This window comes from Amycolatopsis jejuensis (assembly GCF_000717335.1).
Taxonomy (GTDB): Bacteria; Actinomycetota; Actinomycetes; order Mycobacteriales; family Pseudonocardiaceae; genus Amycolatopsis; species Amycolatopsis jejuensis.
Genome location: NZ_JNYZ01000057.1, coordinates 1 through 22,145, shown reverse-complemented (window position 1 = coordinate 22,145; position 22,145 = coordinate 1). Strand labels below are relative to the sequence as shown.

The window sequence follows — 22,145 nt, the reverse complement described above, 5'->3', positions numbered from 1 at the left end:
GCGCGCGGGTGTTGGATGGAGGGGCCACCGGTGGCGGTGGCCGGGCGAGGAGGCAGCAGTGTTCACGGGAATTGTCGAAGAGGTCGGTGAAGTCACCGCGGTCGAGCAGCGGACCGACGCCGCGCGGCTCACCGTGCGTGGCCCGCTGGTCACGTCGGATGCCCGGCACGGTGATTCGATTGCGGTCAGCGGCGTCTGCCTCACCGTCGTCACCGTCTCCGGCGGCGAGTTCACCGTGGATGTGGTGAACGAGACACTCAAGCGTTCCAGCCTCGCGAAGGTCGCCGTCGGCGACGCGGTGAACCTCGAGCGCGCGACCCCGGCGGGCGGGCGGCTCGGCGGCCACATCATGCAGGGACACGTGGACGGCACCGGGGTGTTCCTGTCCCGCGACGAGCAGGGGGTGACGACGTTCGCCCTGCCTGCGGCCCTGTCGCGGTACGTCGTGGAGAAGGGCTCGATCGCGGTCGACGGGGTTTCGCTCACCGTCGCGAGCGTGTCCGAAGACCGCTTTTCCGTCGCCCTCATCCCCACCACGCTGGAGGTCACCACCCTCGGCAGGCGCGCGGAAGGTGACCCGGTGAACCTCGAGGTGGACGTCGTCGCGAAGTACGTGGAGAAGCTCACTGCTCCACATGTGGCGTCCAGCGCGCACAATGTGTGACATCCAGCCGGCAGGTAAGGAGCACCCGTGAGCGAGACGAAGGCGGCCGAGCCGCAGACGGGATGGACCCCGTGCGGCGCCGGTGCGGTGTTCGACGCGGACGCCATCGAGGCCGCGATCGCGGACATCGCGGCAGGGCGCGCCGTGGTCGTGGTCGACGACGAGGACCGGGAGAACGAGGGCGACCTCATCTTCGCGGCGGAGAAGGCGACGCCCGAGCTGCTCGCGTTCATGGTGCGCTACACGTCCGGGTACGTGTGCGTCGCGCTCACCGAGTCCGAGGCCGACCGCCTCGACCTGCCGCCGATGTACCACACGAACCAGGACCAGCGCGGTACCGCGTACAGCGTCACGGTCGACGCCGCGGAGGGCATCACCACCGGCATCTCCGCCGCAGACCGCGCGCGCACCACGCGGCTGCTGGCCGACCCGCAGGCGGGCGCGAAGGACTTCCGCCGTCCCGGGCACGTGGTGCCGTTGCGTGCCAAGGAAGGTGGCGTGCTGCGCCGTCCCGGGCACACCGAGGCGTCGGTGGACCTGGCCCGGCTCGCGGGCCTGCACCCGGCCGGGGTGCTGTGCGAGATCGTGTCGCAGAAGGACGAAGGCGACATGGCCCGCCGCGACGAGCTCGAGGTGTTCGCCGCCGACCACGACCTGCGGATCATCTCGATCGCGGACCTGATCGCGTACCGGCGGCGCACCGAGAAGCAGGTCGAGCGCGTCGCCGAGGCCCGGATCCCGCTCACCGCGGGCACGTTCCGCGCGGTCGGCTACGACAGCCTGCTCGACGGCATCGAGCACGTCGCGTTCGTGTACGGCGAGATCGGCGACGGCGAGGACATCCTGGTCCGCGTGCACTCCGAATGCCTCACCGGCGACGTCTTCGGGTCGCTGCGCTGCGACTGTGGCCCGCAGCTCGAAGCCGCGCTGCAGAAGGTCGCCGACGAGGGCCGCGGGGTCGTGCTTTACATCCGCGGGCACGAGGGCCGCGGCATCGGCCTGCTGCACAAGCTGCAGGCGTACCAGCTGCAGGACGCGGGAGCGGACACGGTCGACGCGAACCTGGCGCTGGGGGTCCCGGCCGACGCGCGGGACTACGGGACCGGTGCGCAGATCCTGTGCGACCTGGGCGTGCGCTCGATGCGGCTGCTCACCAACAACCCGGCGAAGCGGGTCGGGCTCGAGGGCTACGGGCTGCGCGTCACCGGCCGGATGGCGCTGCCGATCTCGCCGAACCCGGAGAACCTGCGGTACCTGCGCACGAAGCGCGACCGGATGGGGCACGACCTCAGCCAGCTGGAGCACTACGACCAGGTCGGCGCCACCGAACTGGGCAGCGAGGAGGACACCACGCGATGAGCGGCGAGGGGCGGCCGGACGCGGCGCTCGACCTGCGCGACTGCAAGGGCTTGAAGCTCGCGGTCGTCGCGACGCGGTGGCACGCGAAGATCACCGACGCGCTGCTGGAGCGTGCCCTCGCCGCGGCGAAGGACGCGGAGCTGGAAGAGGAGCCCACCGTGGTCCGCGTGGCGGGCGCGGTGGAGCTCCCGGTGGCAGTGCAGGCGCTGGCCCGTAACCACGACGCGGTCGTCGCTCTTGGTGTGGTGATCCGCGGAGGGACGCCGCATTTCGAGTACGTGTGCGACGCGGTCACAGCCGGTCTCACGCGGGTCGCGCTCGACGAAAGCACGCCGATCGGCAACGGCGTGCTCACCTGTGACACCGAGCAGCAGGCGCTCGACCGTTCCGGCCTGCCCGGTTCCGCGGAGGACAAGGGTTACGAAGCGACTGTCGCGGCGCTCGACACCGCGCACGTCCTGCGTGGCCTGCGGCAGCCGTGGACCGAACGGGGATTCGTGTGAGCGCTCCGATGACCGAGCAGGGCACCACCCTCGTCATCCGGCCGCGCCGGTCGGTGATCATGTGCAGTGTGCTGGCCGTGGCGCTGCTCGCGGTGTTCGTGGTGGTGGCGGTGCTGCTGCGCAGTTCGCGCACCGGCGTGGTCTTCGAGACGGCGGACCAGGTCGCGATGATCGGCATCGGCGTGCTGCTCGCCGCGGGTACGATGCTGTTCGCGAACGCCCGGGTACGGGCCGACGCGACCGGCATCGAGGTCCGCAATGTGCTGGTCACGCGCCGGTTCCCGTGGGATCAGGTGCTGTCGGTCAGCTTCCCGGACGGCGCGTCGTGGGCCCGGCTGGAGCTGCCGGACGACGAGTACTTCTCGGTGATGGCAGTGCAGGCGGTGGATCGCGACCGGGCGGTCGAAGCGGTGCGCGCACTCCGTCGGCTGCACCGGGCCGCGCTCACCGACTGAGGTCCACCACGATCGGCGCGTGGTCCGAGGGTCCCTTGCCCTTGCGGGCTTCCCGGTCCACGTAGGCATCGGTGACGGCACCGGCGAATTCCGCATTGCCGTACACGAGGTCGATGCGCATTCCTTTGTTGTTGGGGAAATTCCCGGCGCGGTAGTCCCAGTACGTGAACGGATGATCGTACTTCAGCGGGCGCGGGAAGACGTCGGACAGCCCCGCTTCGCGCAGTTTCGCCAGCGCGTCCCGTTCCGGCTCGGTGACGTGCGTGGACTCGGCGAACGCGGCGATGTCCCAGACGTCCGCGTCGGTCGGCGCGACGTTGAAATCCCCGAGCACCGCGAACGGCCGGTCCTGCGCGAGCTCGGTGCGGACGACGTTCTGCAACGCGGCGAGCCACTCGAGTTTGTAGCCGTAGTGCGGATTCTGCGGCTCGCGCCCGTTCGGCACGTAGACCGACCAGACCCGGATTCCGCCACACGTCGCACCGATCGCGCGCGCCTCGGCCTGCCCGTCGAACACCGGCTCACCCGGCAGCCCGCGCACGACGTCGTCCAGCCCGATCTTCGACAGGACCGCCACGCCGTTCCACCGCCCGAGCCCGAACGCGGCGACCTCGTAGCCCAGCGCTTTCACCGGGTCGAAGGGAAAGGCCTCGGTGGTGTTCTTGAGCTCCTGCAGGCACACGACGTCCGGCGCGGTCCGTTCGAGCCAGTCGAGCACCCGGGGCAACCGGGGAACGATGGAGTTCACGTTCCAGGTGGCGACTCGGACGGCCATGGACAGCTCCTGATCATGCGGCGAGCCGATGATCCTACGGTACGGCGGCCGGTGCGGGTTTCCGGCCGGGCAGCCAGGGGCGTCGCCGGAACTGTCGGTCCCTCGCCATACAGTGGGCACGTGGCTGATCCGACCACCTACCGACCTCAGCCGGGGAGCATCCCGGACGCGCCCGGCGTGTACAAGTTCCGCGACGCCGCCCGGCGCGTCGTCTACGTGGGCAAGGCGAAGAGCCTGCGCAGCAGGCTGAACTCGTACTTCGCCGATCTCGCCGGGCTGCATCCGCGCACCCGGCAGATGGTCACCACGGCGGCGAGCGTCGAGTGGACCGTCGTCACCACCGAGGTCGAGGCGCTCCAGCTGGAGTACAACTGGATCAAGGAGTTCGACCCGCGGTTCAACGTCCGCTACCGCGACGACAAGAGCTACCCGGTCCTCGCCGTCACGCTCAACGAGGAGTTCCCGCGGCTGCACGTGTACCGCGGCGCGCGCAAGAAAGGTGTCCGCTACTTCGGGCCGTACTCGCATGCCTGGGCCATCCGCGAGACGCTCGACCTGCTGCTGCGCGTCTTCCCTGCCCGCACGTGCTCCGCGGGGGTGTTCCGGCGGCATGGGCAGATCGGCCGGCCGTGCCTGCTGGGGTACATCGACAAGTGCTCGGCGCCGTGCGTCGGGCGGGTGTCGGCCGACGAGCACCGGGCGATCGTCGAGGATTTCTGCGACTTCCTCGCCGGCCGCACGGACGCGATGGTCAAACGCCTGGAACGCGAGATGGCCCAGGCGTCCGAGGAACTGGAGTTCGAGCGCGCCGCGCGGCTGCGCGACGACCTGGGGGCGCTGCGCCGGGCAATGGAGAAGCAGGCGGTGGTGTTCGGCGACGGCACGGACGCGGATGTGGTCGCGTTCGCGCACGACGAGCTGGAGGCCGCCGTCCAGGTGTTCCACGTCCGCGGCGGGCGCGTGCGCGGGCAGCGCGGCTGGGTGATCGACAAGGCAGAGGAAATGGACGTCCCGGCGCTGGTCGACCACTTCCTCACCCAGTTCTACGGCGAGGAAAACGACCGCGCGGGCCACGACGACGTCGACACCGGGCCGGTCGTCCCGCGCGAGGTGCTGGTGCCCGAACTGCCCGCGGACGCCGATGCGGTCGCCGAATGGCTCACCGGGCTGCGCGGGTCGCGGGTGCGCCTGCGGGTCGCGCAGCGCGGGGACAAGAAGGCGCTCGCGGAAACGGTGGAGCGCAACGCCCTGGAGGCGTTCACCCAGCACAAGCTGCGCCGGGCGGGCGATCTCACCGCGCGGTCGGCGGCTTTGCAGGAACTGCAGGACTATCTGGCGCTCGACACTGCCCCGCTGCGCATCGAATGCGTCGACATCAGCCACATCCAGGGCAGCGACGTGGTGGCGTCGCTGGTGGTGTTCGAGGACGGGCTGCCGCGGAAGTCCGAGTACCGCAAGTTCGCGCTGCGTGAGGCGGCCACCGAGGGCGACGTGGCGTCGATCGCCGAGGTGGTTCGGCGGCGGTTTCATCGGTATCTCAAGGAAAACCCCACCGAGCCGATCGAGTCCGCCGTGGAGAGCGACGAAGCGGTGGAGCCGGTCCGCGCCGGAATCGACCCGGAAACCGGCCGCCCGCGCAAGTTCGCGTATCCGCCGAACCTGCTGGTGGTCGACGGGGCAGGTCCGCAGGCCACCGCGGCCGCCGACGTGCTGGCCGAGCTCGGCATCACCGACATCGCGGTGGTCGGGCTGGCGAAGCGGCTCGAGGAGGTGTGGCTGCCGAGCGATCCGGACCCGGTGATCCTGCCGCGCACGTCCGACGCGTTGTATTTGCTGCAGCGGTTGCGCGACGAGGCACACCGGTTCGCCATTCGCTACCACCGGGAAAAGCGGGCGAAACGCATGCAGGCGTCCGAATTGGACAGTGTGCCCGGACTGGGGCAGGCTCGGCGCACCGCGCTGATCAAGCATTTCGGCTCGGTGAAGAAGCTCAAGCAGGCCCGGGTCGAGGAAATCGAAGCGGTGCCCGGTTTCGGCAGGCGCACCGCGGAGGCCGTCGTGGCGGCATTGGCCGGGGAGACCAGCGCCGTACCGGGAGGGGATCAGGGGTCGTGATCGGGAAGGAAGAGACGTGAGTGCGGAAGAAGAGCAGCGGGGCAGCGGGATGGAGGTCGCGGTCGTCAGCGGCCTGTCCGGCGCCGGCCGCTCCACGGCGGCGAAATGCCTGGAGGACCTCGGCTGGTTCGTGGTCGACAACCTGCCGCCGGAGCTGATCGCCACCATGGTCGAGCTCGGCGCGCAGGCGCGCGGGGCGATCACCAAGGTGGCCGTGGTGATGGACGTGCGGTCGCGGGCCTTCACCGACGACCTGGCGTCGGTGATCAAAGACCTGGACGCCCGCGGGTACAAACCGCGGGTGCTGTTCCTGGAGGCCACCGACGCGGTGCTGGTGCGCCGGTTCGAGGCGGTCCGCCGCGGGCATCCGATGCAGGGCGACGGACGGCTCGCCGACGGCATCACCGCCGAGCGCAAGCTGCTGTCACCGTTGCGCGAAGAGGCCGACCTGGTGCTCGACACGTCGGCGCTGTCGGTGCACGACCTGCGCGCGAAGATCGAGGACGCGTTCGGTTCCGAGGCGAGCACGCAAACGCGCGTCACGGTGCTGTCGTTCGGGTACAAGTACGGCCTGCCGATGGACGCCGACCTGGTGATGGACGTCCGGTTCCTGCCCAACCCGTTCTGGATCCCGGAGCTGCGCGAGCACACCGGGCTCGACGGCGAGGTGCGCAACTACGTGCTGTCGCAGGAAGGCGCCGAGGAGTTCCTCGACCGGTACCACCAGCTGCTGCGGCTCATCGGGGCCGGCTACAAACGCGAGGGCAAGCGGTATCTCACGCTGGCGGTGGGCTGCACCGGCGGCAAGCACCGCAGCGTCGCGATCTCCGAAGAACTGGCCCAGCGACTGTCCAATGAGGACGGTATGGCAGTAAAGGTGGTGCACCGGGATCTTGGCCGCGAGTGACGTGCGTGCGGTGGCGCTGGGCGGAGGACACGGGCTGCACGCGACGCTGACCGCGCTCCGGCGGATCACCCGCGCCGTCACGGCGGTGGTCACGGTGGCCGACGACGGCGGGTCGTCCGGCCGGTTGCGCCGCGAGCTGGGGCTGCTTCCGCCGGGTGACCTGCGGCAGGCGTTCGCCGCGTTCGCCGCGGAGGACGGCGGGCGGCTGTGGGCGGACGTGTTCCAGCACCGCTTCGGCGGCGACGGCGCGCTGGCCGGGCACGCCGTCGGCAACCTGCTGCTGGCCGGGCTGTTCGAGGTGCTCGGCGACCCGGTGGCGGCGCTCGACGAGGCCAGCAGGCTGATGGGGATTTCCGGCCGGGTGCTGCCGATGTCGCCGGAGCCGCTCGAGATCGAGGCCGAGGTGAGCGGCCTCGACAGCGAGGACCCGGAGGCGGTGCGGCGGATCCGCGGCCAGGTCGCGGTGGCCAGCACGCCCGGCCAGGTACACCGGATCAGCCTGCACCCGTCGGGGGACCACGACCGGCCGCCGCGCGGCTGTGCGGAGGCGATCGAGGCGGTGCTGGGCGCGGACGTGGTGTTCCTCGGCCCCGGGTCGTGGTTCACCAGCGTGCTGCCGCACCTGCTGGTGCCGGATCTGCTCGACGCGCTCGTGCGCACTCCGGCGACGAAGGTCGTCGTGCTGAATCTCGTCCCCCAACCGGGGGAAACTGCCGGATTCTCCCCGGAGCGGCATCTGGACGTACTCTTCGAACACGCGCCCGCGCTGCGGGTCGACGCCGTCGTCGCGGACCGCGATTCGGTGCCCGACCCGGCGAGCCTGCGGCGGGCGGCGCAGCGGCTGGGTGCGCAGGCCTGCCTGGGGGCGGTGGCCGACCCGGTCGTGGCAGGACGGCATGATCCTGGTGCGCTCGCCCGGTGCATGCGAGAGGCACTGGGCCTCGGCGGGGAGCACTGCGGGTGAGCGCGCAGCGGAAGGCAGGAGGGGCAGTACATGGCGATGACCGCCGCGGTGAAGGACGAACTGAGCCGGCTCGAGATCACGAAGATCGGGCCACGGCGGGCGGAGGTCGCGTCACTGCTTCGCTTCGCCGGCGGCCTGCACATCGTGGCCGGCCGGGTGGTGGTCGAGGCGGAGCTGGACACGGGTTCGGTGGCGCGGCGGCTGCGCAAGGAGATCCACGAGCTGTACGGGCACCACTCGGACGTGCACGTGATCACCGCAAGCGGCGGCCTGCGCAAGGGGACGCGGTACGTCGTGCGCGTGGTGAAGGACGGTGAAGGCCTGGCCCGCCAGACGGGCTTGATCGACCAGCGCGGCCGCCCGGTGCGCGGCTTGCCGGCCGCCGTGGTGTCCGGCGGAGTGGCCGACGCGGAGGCAGCCTGGCGCGGCGCGTTCCTGGCCCACGGGTCGCTCACGGAGCCGGGCCGGTCGTCGTCGCTGGAGGTGACGTGCCCGGGCCCGGAGGCAGCGCTGGCGCTGGTCGGCGCCGCGCGGCGGATGGGCATCCAGGCGAAGTCGCGCGAGGTCCGCGGCGCAGACCGGGTGGTGGTCCGCGACGGAGACGCCATCGGCGCCCTGCTGACCCGCCTGGGCGCACACTCGAGCGTCCTGCAGTGGGAGGAACGCCGCATGCGCCGCGAGGTCCGCGCAACGGCCAACCGCCTGGCCAACTTCGACGACGCCAACCTCCGCCGCTCCGCCCGCGCGGCAGTCGCGGCGGCCGCCCGGGTGGAACGAGCCTTGGACATCCTGGGTGACACGGCCCCGGACCACCTGCTGGCCGCAGGCAAGCTCCGCCTGTCGAACCGCCAGGCGTCCCTGGAGGAACTCGGCCAGCTCTCGGACCCGCAAATGACCAAGGACGCAGTCGCCGGCCGCATCCGCCGCCTGCTCGCCATGGCGGACAAACGGGCGAAGGAACTGAACATCCCGGACACCGAATCGGCCGTGACCCCGGAAATGCTGGAAGAAGACGCCTGAGCCGCGGCTGTACCCGGCCGGGTGCGTCACCGGTCTCGTGGGGGTTCGTGACCGGCTCGACCGGCGGCCTCGGCCCTCACGGGAACCCGGCCGCCCACGGAGTACCGCCGCACTGCTCTTCCTCGAGCGGCTGTACTCGCGCCTGATCGCATCCTGGAACTGCCCGGCGGTTGGCTCCGGTTGGTCTGCTCGTGGCTGGATGTTGCCTGGTTGCGTGCTGGTGTTGCTTGGTAGTTCGGCCCCGGCTCGTCTGCCCGCGCTTGGTCCTCGGCTGGATTTTGCCGCTTTCGCGCACCGGAGTTGCTCGTCGGCGGTGTCCTTCGCCGTCATCGGTTCGCCTGCCGGATTCGCTTTCCGGCCCGGCCGGTTCCCGCCGCCCACCAGGTCCACAGTGGACGAAAGCGCCACACGGTGCCGCCGGTTTCGCTACCGTGGTTGTCATGATCGATCTGCCACTCTCCGCACTCGAACTCGCACTCGTGGAAACCGGGCGGTCGGCCACTGCGGCGCTCGAACCGCTCGCCGGGGTCGGACGGCGGCTCGACGAGCTCGGGTACCACCGGCTCTGGTTCGCCGAGCACCACGGGTCCCCGGCGATTGCGAGTGCCTCGCCGCAGGTGCTCGCTGCTCATGCGGCCGCGGTGACGTCGCGGGTGCGCGTCGGGTCCGGTGGGGTGCTCGCGCCGAACCATGCGCCGTTCGCGCTGGCCGAGCAGTTCGCCACGCTGTCCGCCCTCAGTGGCGGGCGCGCCGACCTGGGCGTCGGCCGCGGACCCGGAGCACTCGACCCGGTGATCATCCGCGCCCTGCGCCGCGGCGCGGAACCCGCCGTCGAAGCCGACTACCACGCTGACCTCGACGAGCTGCTCGGCCACCTCAGCGCCGAAAACCTGTTGCCCGGCGGGGTCACCGTGCCCGAGCCGTGGCTGCTCGCCTCCAGCCCGGCCGGCGCCGACGTCGCCGCCGAGCGCGGCCTGCCGATCGCCTTCGCACACCACATCCGCCCGGACAACACCGCGCCGTCGCTGGCCCGCTACCGGGAGCGGTTCCGGCCGTCGAAGTGGCGGTCCGAGCCGTACGTGCTGCTGTGCGTGGAAACCATCTGCGCCGACACCGACGCCGAGGCCGCCTACCTCGCCGGCCCGTCGAACGTCCTGAAGTCCTACCTCCTCGCCGGCGGCGGGGGAGACCAGGAACTCCTCACCCCCGACCAGGCCGAGGGTTTCGAGTTCGCCCCGGAGATGGCAGAGCAGATCGCGCACTTCCGCGCCGCACAAGCACACGGCGGCCCGGACCACGTCGCCGAGCGCCTGTCCACCCTGTCCACCCAAACCGGCGCCGACGAACTCATGGTGACCATGCCGGTCTACGACGCCAAAGCCCGCATCCGCTGCTACGAACTGGTGAAAAGCTAGGCACTGGCGCAAAACCGGGGTGCAGGAGGCAGATTCGCACCGTCGAGCCGGTGTCATGCTGGGCGCCGCCACGAGCCCTGAGCGCATGAGGCAAATCCGGACTGGCGAGCTGGTGCCGCTGCCCCGACGCCGGTGTGTGCGATACAAGTCCGCAGCGCCGATCCGGTGCCATGGTGGCGCTGCCTCGAAACCGGCGTGATGCACATCCGCGGCGACTGGCCTACGCTGGGAATCGCGCCGAAACCCTTGGTGCACAAAGTAAATCCGCCGCGACAAGCCGGTGGAACCGGCTAGGTGCGGCAGGGGTGACCGGCGCCGCTCCGGTCACCCCTGCCGCGGCTCATCCGGCGGACGCCGAGCCGGGCAGTACCCTTCTCGCCCGGGCACCCTGCTCGCTCTCGGCACCCTGCCTCGCCCCCAGGGTCCCGGCTCGCTCCCCAGGGACGGTGCTCGCCCCGGGACGGTGCTCGCCCACGGGGAGGGTGCTCGTCCACGGGGAGGGTGCTCGCCCACGGGGACGGTGCTCACGCAGGACGGTGCTCACGCAGGACGGTGCTGGCCCCAGGATGGTGCTCGCTCCCAGAGACGGTGCTCGCCCCGGGACGGTGGTAGCCCCTGGGACCCTCCTCGCCCCCCGGGACCTTCGTGCATGCCAGGGCCTCTTCTCGCCCAGCCGCCCCTTCTTGCCCCAGCCGCCCCGCGCGAGTCGTCCGTGGCCGACCGCCGACCGCCGAGCGCCGACCGCCTAACGTCACCTGTCGCGCCACCAGGGCTCCCCCAAGAGTTTCGTTAGGAAACTTTCCTATCTATCGGATCACACACCCTGACCCGGCACTGTGTCAAGACCATCACTCTCCGAAGCGACCAGAGCAACCAGACAGACCAGGCAGACCGGTCAGTCGGCGATCCCCGCCCGCCCCACGACCTTCGTGATTTTCGCCCGGACGAGGGATTCCTCCGGTACCGCGTTGCGCTTCCCGAACGCCTCGGCGTTCTCCGCGCCCATGTACCGCGCGCCGATCCGCGTCGCCCACTCCAGCGTCTCGGCCGGGTCCTGGTGCAGCTGCGCCGAGGCGGTGAACTGGACGTACGAGTACGGCGGCCGTTGGTCGTCCACGCAAAGCGAGAAGCGAGGGTCCCGTCGCAGGGTCCGGCCCTTCAGCGATTCCGTGACCGTCGTGAAGATCAGCTCGTCCCCGTCCGGGCCCTCGTTCAGCAGGAACCACACCGGCGTGACCGCGGGCGAGCCGTCGCGGCGGACGATCGCCAGCATGCCCGTCCGCGTGCCCGCGCTCGCGAACTCCCACCACTCCGCCCTCGTCATCTCCCGCATCCGGGGCACGGTAGCCGTCCGCGTGTGCGGGCACCGGGGCGGGCCGACTAGCCTGACCTGCTGTGCGAGAGGAAGAGATGGGACTGGCCGACGAGGGGCTGACCCGCAGGCTGAAGGCTCTCGCGTGCACCGCGCCGCTGCACGACCTCGACGCGCGCAAGGCCAAGCTCGACTGGGCCGACGCCACGATCTACCAGATGGCCGAGATCGCGCTGCACACGATCGACCAGGTCACGATCGCGATGGACTTCGACACCGGGGCCGGGCACGACCAGGTCATCGACCGCGTGCTGCCGTTCATCGCGGTGCAGGCGCGGTCGCGGATGCCCGAGGAGCACGTCCGGGTCGCGAAGTGGGTGCTGGACAACCTGATCAACGTCGGCACCACCGACCGCGGCTTCCGGCGGGTGTACGGCTCGCTCGGCCCGGGTGGTTACCAGCGCCGCCAGTTCGACTTCAAGCTCCTGGTCGAGCTGGCTGCGCCGGACGGCGAGGTCTACCTGCGGGCCACCGACGAGGCGATCAACGTGCTGGTCGGAGCGCTGGACACGGACGTCGAGTCGGCGCAGATCGCGGCCGAGGTGAAGCTCGAGAACCTGATCAACCGCGGCCGCCTGGCCGATGCCAAGCTCGCCGCTGAACAGGCGCGATACCGCACCGTGCAGTACGGCGAGACACTGCGCGCGAAGCTCGACGCCACCCGGCGTGACGTGCGCGCGGTCGACTGGGAGCAGGAGGTCCCGGAGCTGATCGAGTCCGCGCTCGGGCACATCGAGTCCCGGTTCCGCGCGGAAAACGCGATCCTGAAGAACATCACCACCGCGCGCGACGAATCCGAGGACGCCGACCACAAGCGCCGCGCGGCCGAGCTGGTCGACATCGTCGCCGACTGCATCCGGCGGCACACGCGGCTGCAGTCGCGGCTCGCCGATGCCGGTGCGGTCTTCCGCGCCGAACAGGACCGGCAGCAGTTCTCCGGACCACCCCAGCGCGCGACGCTCGACCTGTTCGGCCAGCTGCTGATGCCGACCCTCGGCCTGCCGCTGGCCGACGCGACCGCGCCCGCCGAGCACTTCTTCCACGCCGTCGCCGGAATCGCGACCCCCGTCGTGCCGTCGCTGTCGTCGCTCGTGTCGCTGCTGCTGCGGCCCGCGCCGGAGCGGGACCAGCTGGTCGGCGAGGTGCCGGAGCCGGAGCTGGTACCCGCGGAGGTCACCGACCGCTTCGGCGACGACGTCTGGCGGATGGCCGACGAGCTGCTCGACCTTCCCGACGTGCCGCGCCGGCTGTCCGGCCTGCTGGAGGACGCGCGCCGGTCGGGCCAGCCGGGCTTGCCGTCCCTGGTCGCGCTGCGTGCGCTGCACGCATACAGTCCCGAGGTCGGCGCGGCGCGGCGGCAGGGGGAACGGCAGGTGCTGCTCGCCGTCGACGACGGCACCCTGCTCGACGACCCGGATTTCGGCGGCGCCGATTTGCTGCTGACCACCGCGCAGGTCGAGCGCATGGACGACGAAACCGAGGAGGTCGCCTGATGGCGGTCACGCACACGAGCGTCGACGCCGAGGCCGCCGCGCGCCTCGTCGCGTTCGGCATGCGCCCGAAGCAGCTGCCTGCGCGCGACGTCGTGTACGGCGAGCTGGTGCGCCGCTACAGCGAGGACAACGCGTTCAAGGCGCTTACGCACGCAGTCGCGTCCGGGCTCGGGCTGATGGTGCTGGAAGTGACGCAGCAGGCGGGTTGTGTCCTGGCGGCCACTGACGAGTCCGTCTTCGAGATCAAGATGGACAGCTACGCGCGGCAGGCGAAGATCCGCGAGCGACGCGAAACGGAGAAGGTGCTTCACGGCCTCATCCACCTCGCGACCGCCGCGCTCGGCTACCCGCGGCCGGACGACCTCGCGAACGACACCTACATCGGCCGCGTGAGCGTGGAGCAGGTCGACGCGATGGTGCGCGAAGCGGCGCGCGTGCTCGACGAGCGTGCGCAGGAAGCCGAAGCGAACAACGACCCGCTCGCCGACGCGCCGGAGCTGGAACAGGCGTGGCGCGCGTACGCACGACGCCCGGCCGCTGCGGCCACGAAGGACGGCCGGATGGCGGCTGACACCACGCGCGGCATGGTGTCGCGCGCCTTGCGGTTCCTGGCCGACCAAGGCTTCCTGGTGCAGGTGAGCGACGAGCAGGGCGGCACCTATCGCACCACGCCGCGGTACCAGATCCAGGTACGCGAGCTGGCCGCCGACGCTGCGTTCGACGACCTGCTGGCGCTTGACGTCGTGGCGGTCACCGGAGCGGGCGGCACGCTGCGTGCAGCAGCGTCGGACACGCTGCAGTAAGAGGGGGAAACGGATGTACGAGCTTTCGCGGGTCCGCCTGCACTCGGTGGGCCCGGCGGGCGCCCGGTACCAGGATGTGGTGCTGGACTTCAGCGGCGTCGGCGCCACGATCACCGCGCCCAAGCAGGACGCACTGTTCTCCGCGGGCATCCACGCGGGCGGCCCGGTGCGCCGTCCGTCGCCGGCGAGCGTGCTGTTCCTTGAGAACGGCGGCGGCAAATCGGTGCTGATCAAGCTGATCTTCTCGGTGATGCTGCCGGGTCGGCGGCAGGTCGTGGGTACCACGAGCACGAAGGTGCTGGAGAAGTTCGTGACGGCCAAGGACGTCGCGCACGTGGTGCTGGAGTGGCTGCACGTCGAGACGGGGCAGCGCGTGATCACCGGCAAGGTGTCGGAATGGCGCGGGCACGTCACGTCCGCGGATTCGGAAAACCTCGTCGACTCCTGGTACTGCTTCCGTCCGACAGCCGAGCTGGGCCTCGACGCGCTGCCGCTCACCGAGGACGGCAGGCTGCTCACGATGTCCGGTTTCCACGACCGGATCGCGGGCGCGGCGATGGCCGAACCGGAGCTGGAGCTGTTCTGGACGCGTCGGCACCACGAGTGGACCGGGCGGCTCGACCAGCTCGGCATCGACACCGAGCTGTTCCGCTACCAGCGCGCGATGAACGCGGGCGAGGGCGAGGCGGCCGACGCGTTCCAGTTCTCCACCGACGAGGCGTTCATCGAGTTCCTGCTGCGTGCGGTGCTGTCCGAGGACGAGCCGAAGGACCTCGCCGAGGTCGTGTCGACGTACGCGAACAACCTGGCGCAACGCGGCGATCTGATGGCGGAGAAGGATTTCGTCGAGGGCGCGCTGGAGCGGCTCGGGCCGCTGGCCGAGGAGGAAGGCGTCGCTGACGCGTCGCGCCGGATTGCCGAATCGGCGCGGGCGGACCTGGGCGAGCTCGCCGGGCGGATCCACGCGCGCAATGAGCTGGAGAACGCGCGGTTGTCCGGGCTGGAGGAGCACGTCGAGGAGGTACGCAGCGCGGAGAAGCTTGCCGAGGGCGACCATCGGCGGCTCACCGCGGGCGTCACCGAGCTGCGCCGTCTCGTCGCCGTGCTGCGGTTGGACGAGGCTCAGACCGAGCGCGAACGCGTCGACGGCGAGCTGGCCGAGGCGAAAACCCAGGCCGAGGCGTGGCGGGAAACCGCGACGGTGCTGAACCGGCTGAATGCCGCGCGCAAGGCGAAAGACCTGCGTGAGCTGGTCGGTAGCCGCGAGGAGAAGGCGAAACCGGCGCTTGCCGCACGGGATGCTGCGGCTGCCTCGTTGGCTCGGGGTCTGCTGGCGCTCGCGCGTGACGCGCAACGGCAGGCGGACAAGTCCGAGGCGCACGCGGACGCGTTGCGTGCCGAGGCGGAGAAGGCGCAGACCGAACGCGACGAGGCGGCGAACCTCGCGGCCGGACGTCGGGCTGAGGCGCGCGGGTTGTCGTCACGGATTGCCGAGCTGCGGGAGGAAGTCTCCGAGTCTGTCCGAAGTGGACTCTTGCCGTCGGGAGCCGACGTCGCCGAGTCCGCCCGGTCGGCGCGGACCGAGGCCGAGACTGCGGCTGCGGAATCCGTTCGCCGGGAACAGGAACTCGACCGGGTCGGCGAGGATCTGCAGGCGGCGCAGCGGTCGGTGAACGAGGCGCACCAGCTCGCCGGGTCCACTCAGGACCGCCTGGCGCGCGCCGTCGAGGACCTCTCCCGGGCACACCGGCGGACCGACGCGCTGGCCGCCGAACCGCGGCTGATTGAGCTGCTCGGCGCCGACGACGTGCACCTGGAGAGCGACCTTCCGGTGCTGCTGCAGCGATTGCGGGACGCGAGTGCGGCCGTCGAGAAGGAACAGACCGGGCTGCGGATGGAGGAGTCGGCCGACGAACGGGCGCTGGCCGCGCTCGGGTCGGGTGGGCTGCTGCCGCCGCCGGAGGACGTCCAGGCTGCACTGGATGCGTTGGAGCAGGCCGGAATCACCGCGTGGTCGGGCTGGCGTTATCTGTCCAAACTGGACTCCGTGCGCCGCGACGAGGTGCTGGAGCGGATGCCGCAGCTCGTCGCCGGGGTCCTGCTCAACGACGCGGCGCAGGTGCCACGGGCACGGGAGGTGCTGGCAGCCGGGCGGCTGCTGCCGAGTGCCGTGATCGCGGTCGGGACCACGGAGGCGTTCCAGGCGGCGGATGTCCCGGTTGCGGCCGGGGTCGAGTTCCTCGTGCCGCCGAACCCGGCGATGTACGACGAGGAAGCCGCCGACACTGAGCGGGAAGCCGTGGCGCTGCGGCACGCGGAACGTCAGCGCCGGTTGGAGCAGCTGGCGGAGTCGCTGGCCGCCGACGGGGCGTTGACCTGGAAGCTCACCACCTGGCGTGAGGACTACCCGGCCGGAGCTATTGCGACGCTTGCCGAACAGTCCGAAAGCGCCCGGGTCGCCCGCGAGACGGCGCAGACCGCGCTCGCTCAGGCGGAGGCGGAATTCGCCCGGTTGAGCGAAAAATCCGCGTTGCTGCGGGAACGGGTCCCGGCGTTGCGTACCGCTTCCGCCGAGGCCGAGGAGAAGGCGCGCCGGCTCGGTGAGCTGGCTGCGCGGGCGGCGCGGGTCGCGGAGTGGACCGAGGAAGTCGAGCGGGCAACGGAAGTTGCGGAGCGCGCGGAGACCTCGGCGTCCGACGCGGCGGCCCGTGCGGCACGGCTGCGTGAGCAGGCGGGGGAGGAGCAGCGGACTGCCGACGGCCATCGGCGTACCGCCACCACCGCGCGGTCCGAGCTGGCCGAGGTGCCGGGTGCTTCGGAGCTGCCGGAGGATGTCGACGCGCCATCGGAGCCGGTGGACGCGTTGCGGCGGACGTTCGCATCGGCTTCGGAGGCGTACGCGAAGGTCGAGGTCGGCAGCGATTTGCGGGCCGAGCTGGAGCAGGCCGAGTCTGCGGAGGCGGCGGCTTCGTCCGCGCTCGAAGCGCTGGACGAGGAGGTCCGGGTCCGCGCTGCTTCGCTGCTGGAGACGCCGGACGGTTCGGACGCTTCCGCGCGCGCCGCGGCTTTGGCCCGGGCGCGGCGGGTCGTCGACGCGCTGGAGGAGGAACGGACCGAGGCGATCGGCCAGGTGTCGACGCGGCGGGCCGAGCTGGACGTGCTGCCGCTGCAGACCGGCGTCGCGTCCCCGGCCGAGCGTCCGCGGGACATCGAGCATGGGCTGGAGCTGATCGACGCGGCCTCGCTGGAGGTGTCCGCGGCCGCCCGGAAGTGGGAAGAGCTGCAGGAACGCCGTGCGGCTGCGGAAGCGACGCTGGACACGGGCAAGTCGTCGGCGTCGGGTTTCGGGTTGCTGTCGGAGTCGCTGGCGCACTTGCGTCCAGAGGAGCCTGCGGACGCTTATGACGGCGATGTCGAGGCCGCGCGGACGCGGTACAACCAGCTGAACACAGTGCTGAACGAGGCCCAGGCCGCGGCCGATGCGGGCGACCGCCGGGTCCGCGCGGAGGCGGACCAGCTGGCCCAGTACGCGACCGAGAAGCGGTTCGAAAAGCTCAGCACTCCCGTGCGGCAACAGGTGATTTCGGTGAAGCGGGACCAGCTTCCCGCGCATGCCGCAGAATGGGCCGAGGCCTTGCGGCCCAGGTTGCGCACCCTCACCGACGACCTCGCCCAGATCGACCGCCACCGCGGCGGCATCATCACCCGGCTGCAGGGGATGGTCGAGGGTGCGTTGCGTACTTTGCGTTCCGCGCAACGGGTTTCGCGGCTGCCGGACGGCCTTGGCGACTGGTCGGGCCAGGAATTCCTGCGGATCCGGTTCACCGAGCTGGAAGATCATGTGCTGGCGGAGAAACTGGGTGAGGTCGTCGACGAAGCCGCGGCAGGCAAGACAGCCGACGGCCGAGACGTAAAGCGCGATGGCTTGTCGCTGGTACTGCGCGGGGTGCACGTGGCGTCGCCGAAGGGATACCGGGTCGACATGCTCAAGCCGGACTCCGTGCTGCGCACCGAACGCCAGCGAGTGTCGGAAATCCGCGACGTCTTCTCCGGCGGCCAGCAGCTGACGGCCGCGATCATTCTCTACTGCACTCTGGCCGCCCTGCGCGCCAACAACCGGGGAAAGGCGCGCAACCGCCATTCGGGCGTGCTGTTCCTGGACAACCCGATCGGCCGCGCGTCGGCCGGGTACCTGCTGGAACTGCAGCGCGCAGTCGCGGAGGCACTGGGGGTGCAGCTGATCTACACGACGGGCCTCTTCGACGCGGGCGCGCTGGCGGAGTTCCCGCTGATCGTCCGGTTGCGCAACGACGCCGACCTCCGAGCAGGCCGCAAGTACCTGTCGGTCGACGGAACGATCCGGAACTCCCTGGACGACCTCGGAGATCCGGACGGGGTCGCCCGGTTGTCAGCGACCCGGATGTTCAGCCGGGAGGCTGAGCAGCCTGCTTGAGTTCTGAGACCTTGGGGTTCGCGGCCTGAGGCCTGCGGCCTGGGGTTTGCGGCCTGAGGGGGAACACGTCGGCCTTCCAGGATGTTCAGCTGCACATGACGACCTCGTGGGGACCGGTCGGCGCGGCACTGCCACGGAGGTTGGTGGGCGCAGCGCTGTCACAGCTGTCGACGAGCTCGGTCCTGCCGCGGACGTCGACAGGCCCGGTGCCGCCGCGGACGTCGGCGGGCTCGGTCCTGCCGCGGACGTCGACAGGCCCGGTGCCGCCGCGGACCTCGGCGGGCGCCGCGCTGCCGCAGACGTCGGCAGGAGTGGCCCCGCCGCGGACGTCGACAGGCCCGGTGCAGCCGCGGACGTCGGCGGGCCTGGCCTTGGCCGACGAGGCCGGTCGGCTGGAGGGCCTTGGCTTCTCGACGCTGTGGCTGCCAGGGCCAGCAGACTCACTGCCGCTCGTCCCGGAGGTGCTGCGCGGCACGTCGCGGGTCACGGTCTCGCACGGGATCCTGTCCGTGGACCGGATACCCGCCACGAACGTCGCCGCGACCTACCGCCAGGCCGAGGCCACCCACCCGGGCCGATACCTGCCCGGCCTGGGCGGCGCGCACGGACCACACCCGGTCCAGACGCTGGAGGTGTACTTCGACGAGCTGGACCCGGCCGTCCCGTCAGACCGGCGCGCCCTCGCCGCACTGGGCCCGCGAATGCTGCGACTCGCCGGAGCCCGCGCGTCGGCGGCGTATCCGTACCTCGTGACACCGGAGTACGTAGCGTCGGCACGAGATCTCCTTGGCCCCGGCACGGCGCTGGCCGTCCTGACCCTCATTGTCCCGGACCCAGACCCAGCCCGCGCCCGCGATACCGCCCGCGCCGGAGCCTTCGGCTTCCTCGCCGACGGCCCAGGCTACGCCGCCAACTTCCGGCGAATGGGTTTCACCGAGGAGGACGTCAAGACCCGCGCGGACCGTCTCGTCGACGCAGTCGTGGTGCACGGCTCCCTGGACACCGTTGCCACCCGGCTCCAGGAGTACCGAACCGGCGGAGCCGACCAAGTGGTGTTCCACGTGGACGCGGTCCCACCGGAATGGCTGCCGGAGCTGGTATCCGCACTCAGCTGACCCGCTGCCGCCTGGACGAGTCACGCTGTCGTCCGGACAGACCTCCCCGCCACGATCGCACGGCGTCCGGGCCCTTCGTCATCATGTTCTTGGCAAATTGCCACCTTTCCTGGATTTTTCAACGACTTCCGACGGCACTCCAACGACTTCCGACGGCACTCCAACGACTTCCGACCGCACTCCAATGGCTTGCGGCGGCACTCCAATGGTTTCCGGTGGCATGCCAACCGTTTGACGGAACTTCAACGATTCATGGCGGTGCCAAGGCAGTTTCCGTTGGCATTCCAACCGTGTTCAGCGAGTAGGACAGGCCCTCCCGTCGACATGGTGGCGACTGTGGCGAGTGCCCCCACTGAGCCGTCCCGTGCTCTGATCGAACGACGCACCTCACGAGCGCGCTCCGCCGCGCGGGACCTCGCGTACATCCACCAAGGCATCGGCAGTTTCCTGTGCTGTCATTGCTTTTCATCTGCAGACCTGTCTCGAGGTGTTCTGATCGGGGAGAGTGAATCTTGCTGTGTCGCGAGTTGCGGCTGCGGGTGTCGGCGGTCCGCGGGATGACTTGGCGCCAACGGCGAGCCGCCCACCGCTTGGGCAACCCGAGCGCGCGCCTCGCCTAGGTCCATGTGCAAGACCGCTGCCATGAACTCTGCCATGGAGGGGTAACCCCAGGGCGTTACACCGCGGTCGTTCAGCTCGCGGATGGCTTCCAGCTGTCGGGCATAGGCGATGTCGCTTTCTCTTTGGATGTCAAGGATTCTCTGTTTCAGCTCCCGTTCCGACAGTTGCCGGAGCGGGAGGCTTTCCGTCTCGGACACATCACCACGGTATCGAACACGAGTTCGACCATGCATCACTCGAACCGGTCAACTCTCCCGAGGTCCTGCCTTGCCGACGGTTACCGGCCGGGTCCCTCGTCGTAGGCAAGCAAGGACTCCGACCAGGCCGACCAGAGGGGCTCACCCGGCACGTTCACCACCGACGCCGATACAAATGCAAGCGACCACCCACGCACTGCATCAATCGCACGACGAGCAGCCGACCCACGTGTCCATCCGACCGCGCCCGCCGAACGACCCCGACAACCGACGTCCACAACTCATGAGCCGTTTTTGTCGGACCCTCCTGGTAGGAATCAAGGGGTGAAGATTTCCCTTGCCCAGCGCCGAGCCCGGCTCGGTGTACGCCATCATCTCGCAGCGCGGTCGGCGACCGTCGAGGAAGCAGTCGACGGGGTCGTCGCACTGCATGCCACCGACCCGGCGTCGGTGTACCTGTCGGCATGGTCGCGCGTGCGTGGTGTCTCGGTCGCCGACGTCGAGCGTGCGCTGTACGACGATCGCACGATCCTGCGGATACTCGGCATGCGGCGCACCGTGTTCGTCACCGACATCGCCACCGCGGCGCTCGTCCAAGCCGGTTGTTCCTTCGACGTCGCTGTCCGCCAACGCCGGTTGCTCGAAAAACATTTAGGTACGGAAGGCCATCCGGAGAACGTCGCCGATCCGGCACGGTGGCTCGACGACGTCATGCAAAGCGTCGAAAAAGCCTTGCGCGCCAGGGGATCCGCGACCGCACAGCAACTTGCGGACGATGAACCGAGGTTACGTCAGCAATTGCTTCTGGCGAGGGGAAAGCCTTACGAGTCGATCGGCAACGTCACCAGCCGGGTGCTGTTCCAGTTGGCTGCGGAAGGCCGCATCGTGCGCGGGCGTCCGCGGGGGAGTTGGCAGAGCACGCAGTATCACTGGTCGCCGCTGGATGAGTGGCTCGGCGAGACGGCCGGTGCAAGCCGGGATTGGCCGGGTTGCACCGAGGATGACGCACGGGCCGGACTTGCGCGTCGATGGCTGCGGGCGTTCGGCCCGGCGCCGGTCGCCGACCTGCGCTGGTGGACCGGCTGGACGGCCGGCCAGACGAAGAAGGCCCTCGCCGCAGTGGCCCCCGCCGAGGTCGACCTCGACGGCGAACCGGCGATCATCCTGGCCGACGACCTCGCACCGATCCCCGAATCCGCTCCGTGGGTCGCGCTCCTGCCTGCCCTCGACCCGACGGCGATGGGCTGGTCGGTCCGGGACTGGTACGTCGGCCCGCATCGGCACCACCTGTTCGACCGCAGCGGCAACATCGGCCCGACGATCTGGAGCGACGGGCGGATCGTCGGTGCGTGGTCCCAGCGGCCGACGGGTGAGGTGGCGCTCCGCTTGCTGGAGGACATCGGAGCCGAGCAGAGCGCGGAAGTGGAGGCGGAGGCAGACCGGTTGAGTGGATGGCTCGGCGATGCCCGGGTGCTGCCCAAGTTCCGGACGCCGGCGGAGAAGGAGTTGTCTGGGTAGAGGTTTGGAGGAGTCACATGGGGTGCGGTCGGGTCTGATGCCGGGCCGGTCGGGCCGGTGGTGCCGGGTGATTGGGTCGACGGCGCCGGGTGGCTGGGGTTGCGATGTCGGGTGGCTGGGGTTGCGGTGTCGGGCCGGGTGGTTGGAGCGGCGGCACCTGGCCGGGTGGCGGGAGCGGTGGCGTCGGGCCGGGTGGAGTGTTGGCATCGGCCGGATGCCGTGCGGCGGCAGGTCGTGGCGAGCGGATGCGGTGGCTGTGAGAGGTCGTGGCGGGCGGATGCGGTGGCGGTGGGATGCGGTGGCGACCGGATGTCGTGGCGGGCGGATGCGGTGGCGGTGGGATGCGGTGGCGACCGGATGTCGTGGCGGGCGGATGCGGTGGCGGTGGGATGCGGT

17 protein-coding genes are annotated in these 22,145 nt (G+C 70.5%); 14 read left to right on the top strand and 3 right to left on the bottom strand.

Annotated features, from left to right (window positions below):
* Positions 1–58 precede the first annotated feature (58 nt).
* The 4 genes from OO71_RS44465 to OO71_RS44450 all read left to right on the top strand — a co-directional run bounded on the left by OO71_RS44465 (position 59) and on the right by OO71_RS44450 (position 2,981).
* Positions 59–664, top strand: a complete 606-nt coding sequence (locus OO71_RS44465; RefSeq protein WP_033296152.1) for a riboflavin synthase — start codon at positions 59–61, stop codon at positions 662–664.
* 87 nt (positions 665–751) lie between these two features.
* Positions 752–2,023, top strand: a complete 1,272-nt coding sequence (locus OO71_RS44460; RefSeq protein WP_211260839.1) for a bifunctional 3,4-dihydroxy-2-butanone-4-phosphate synthase/GTP cyclohydrolase II — start codon at positions 752–754, stop codon at positions 2,021–2,023.
* Positions 2,020–2,526 carry a 6,7-dimethyl-8-ribityllumazine synthase gene (gene ribH, locus OO71_RS44455; RefSeq protein WP_033296150.1) on the top strand — a complete coding sequence of 169 codons (507 nt, stop codon included), beginning with the start codon at positions 2,020–2,022 and terminating at the stop codon, positions 2,524–2,526. The genes OO71_RS44460 and ribH overlap by 4 nt, the downstream gene beginning before the upstream one ends.
* 8 nt (positions 2,527–2,534) lie before the next feature.
* Entirely contained in the window at positions 2,535–2,981 is a 447-nt protein-coding gene (locus OO71_RS44450; RefSeq protein WP_033296149.1) for a PH domain-containing protein, read from the top strand.
* Here OO71_RS44450 and OO71_RS44445 read toward each other — a convergent pair.
* Complete coding sequence (locus OO71_RS44445; RefSeq protein WP_033296148.1) at positions 2,971–3,756, bottom strand: exodeoxyribonuclease III; 786 nt, start codon at positions 3,754–3,756, stop codon at positions 2,971–2,973. The two genes, OO71_RS44450 and OO71_RS44445, sit on opposite strands and share 11 nt — an antisense overlap.
* Before the next feature lie 120 nt (positions 3,757–3,876).
* Here OO71_RS44445 and uvrC point away from each other — a divergent pair, with 120 nt between their 5' ends.
* The 5 genes from uvrC to OO71_RS44420 all read left to right on the top strand — a co-directional run bounded on the left by uvrC (position 3,877) and on the right by OO71_RS44420 (position 10,177).
* Complete coding sequence (gene uvrC, locus OO71_RS44440; protein ID WP_084145752.1) at positions 3,877–5,871, top strand: excinuclease ABC subunit UvrC; 1,995 nt, start codon at positions 3,877–3,879, stop codon at positions 5,869–5,871.
* A 49-nt stretch (positions 5,872–5,920) separates the two neighbouring features.
* Positions 5,921–6,778: an RNase adapter RapZ gene (gene rapZ, locus OO71_RS44435; protein ID WP_033296158.1), complete on the top strand. Its 858-nt coding sequence runs from the start codon at positions 5,921–5,923 to the stop codon at positions 6,776–6,778.
* Between the two features lies 1 nt (position 6,779).
* The gene (locus OO71_RS44430) at positions 6,780–7,742 is read left to right on the top strand and encodes a gluconeogenesis factor YvcK family protein (RefSeq protein ID WP_033296146.1); all 963 of its coding nucleotides are present in this window, start codon (positions 6,780–6,782) and stop codon (positions 7,740–7,742) included.
* Between the two features lie 30 nt (positions 7,743–7,772).
* A complete protein-coding gene (whiA, locus tag OO71_RS44425; RefSeq protein ID WP_033296145.1) occupies positions 7,773–8,762 on the top strand; it encodes a DNA-binding protein WhiA in 990 nt (329 codons plus the stop codon).
* 440 nt (positions 8,763–9,202) lie between these two features.
* The gene (locus OO71_RS44420) at positions 9,203–10,177 is read left to right on the top strand and encodes an LLM class flavin-dependent oxidoreductase (protein WP_033296144.1); all 975 of its coding nucleotides are present in this window, start codon (positions 9,203–9,205) and stop codon (positions 10,175–10,177) included.
* An 895-nt stretch (positions 10,178–11,072) separates the two neighbouring features.
* Here the strand turns inward: OO71_RS44420 and OO71_RS44415 are convergent.
* On the bottom strand, positions 11,073–11,510 hold the full coding sequence (locus tag OO71_RS44415; RefSeq protein ID WP_033296143.1) for a PPOX class F420-dependent oxidoreductase: 438 nt from the start codon (positions 11,508–11,510) through the stop codon (positions 11,073–11,075).
* 77 nt (positions 11,511–11,587) lie between these two features.
* Here OO71_RS44415 and OO71_RS44410 point away from each other — a divergent pair, with 77 nt between their 5' ends.
* The 4 genes from OO71_RS44410 to OO71_RS44395 all read left to right on the top strand — a co-directional run bounded on the left by OO71_RS44410 (position 11,588) and on the right by OO71_RS44395 (position 19,413).
* Positions 11,588–13,042, top strand: coding sequence for a hypothetical protein (locus OO71_RS44410; protein WP_033296142.1), 1,455 nt, complete (start codon positions 11,588–11,590; stop codon positions 13,040–13,042).
* On the top strand, positions 13,042–13,845 hold the full coding sequence (locus OO71_RS44405; protein ID WP_033296141.1) for a hypothetical protein: 804 nt from the start codon (positions 13,042–13,044) through the stop codon (positions 13,843–13,845). The genes OO71_RS44410 and OO71_RS44405 overlap by 1 nt, the downstream gene beginning before the upstream one ends.
* A gap of 13 nt (positions 13,846–13,858) precedes the next feature.
* Positions 13,859–18,298 (top strand): coiled-coil domain-containing protein, encoded by a 4,440-nt coding sequence (locus tag OO71_RS44400; protein ID WP_033296140.1) that lies wholly within the window; start codon positions 13,859–13,861, stop codon positions 18,296–18,298.
* 95 nt (positions 18,299–18,393) lie between these two features.
* Positions 18,394–19,413 (top strand): TIGR03620 family F420-dependent LLM class oxidoreductase, encoded by a 1,020-nt coding sequence (locus OO71_RS44395; RefSeq protein ID WP_084145750.1) that lies wholly within the window; start codon positions 18,394–18,396, stop codon positions 19,411–19,413.
* Between the two features lie 455 nt (positions 19,414–19,868).
* Here OO71_RS44395 and OO71_RS50750 read toward each other — a convergent pair whose 3' ends face one another.
* Positions 19,869–20,231 (bottom strand): hypothetical protein, encoded by a 363-nt coding sequence (locus tag OO71_RS50750; RefSeq protein WP_156096866.1) that lies wholly within the window; start codon positions 20,229–20,231, stop codon positions 19,869–19,871.
* A gap of 324 nt (positions 20,232–20,555) precedes the next feature.
* On the opposite strand from OO71_RS50750, the gene OO71_RS44390 reads away from it, so the two are divergent.
* Complete coding sequence (locus tag OO71_RS44390) at positions 20,556–21,749, top strand: winged helix DNA-binding domain-containing protein (RefSeq protein WP_033296139.1); 1,194 nt, start codon at positions 20,556–20,558, stop codon at positions 21,747–21,749.
* The last annotated feature ends 396 nt before the right edge of the window (positions 21,750–22,145 follow it).

Coding starts and splice junctions, on each gene's coding strand:
- OO71_RS44405 (WP_033296141.1), top strand. CDS start 13,042: ATGGCGGTCACGCACACGAGCGTCGACGCCGAGGCCGCCGCGCGCCTC.
- OO71_RS44445 (WP_033296148.1), bottom strand. CDS start 3,756: ATGGCCGTCCGAGTCGCCACCTGGAACGTGAACTCCATCGTTCCCCGG.
- OO71_RS44410 (WP_033296142.1), top strand. CDS start 11,588: ATGGGACTGGCCGACGAGGGGCTGACCCGCAGGCTGAAGGCTCTCGCG.
- OO71_RS44450 (WP_033296149.1), top strand. CDS start 2,535: ATGACCGAGCAGGGCACCACCCTCGTCATCCGGCCGCGCCGGTCGGTG.
- OO71_RS44395 (WP_084145750.1), top strand. CDS start 18,394: ATGACGACCTCGTGGGGACCGGTCGGCGCGGCACTGCCACGGAGGTTG.
- OO71_RS44400 (WP_033296140.1), top strand. CDS start 13,859: ATGTACGAGCTTTCGCGGGTCCGCCTGCACTCGGTGGGCCCGGCGGGC.
- OO71_RS44415 (WP_033296143.1), bottom strand. CDS start 11,510: ATGCGGGAGATGACGAGGGCGGAGTGGTGGGAGTTCGCGAGCGCGGGC.
- ribH (WP_033296150.1), top strand. CDS start 2,020: ATGAGCGGCGAGGGGCGGCCGGACGCGGCGCTCGACCTGCGCGACTGC.
- whiA (WP_033296145.1), top strand. CDS start 7,773: ATGGCGATGACCGCCGCGGTGAAGGACGAACTGAGCCGGCTCGAGATC.
- OO71_RS44420 (WP_033296144.1), top strand. CDS start 9,203: ATGATCGATCTGCCACTCTCCGCACTCGAACTCGCACTCGTGGAAACC.
- rapZ (WP_033296158.1), top strand. CDS start 5,921: ATGGAGGTCGCGGTCGTCAGCGGCCTGTCCGGCGCCGGCCGCTCCACG.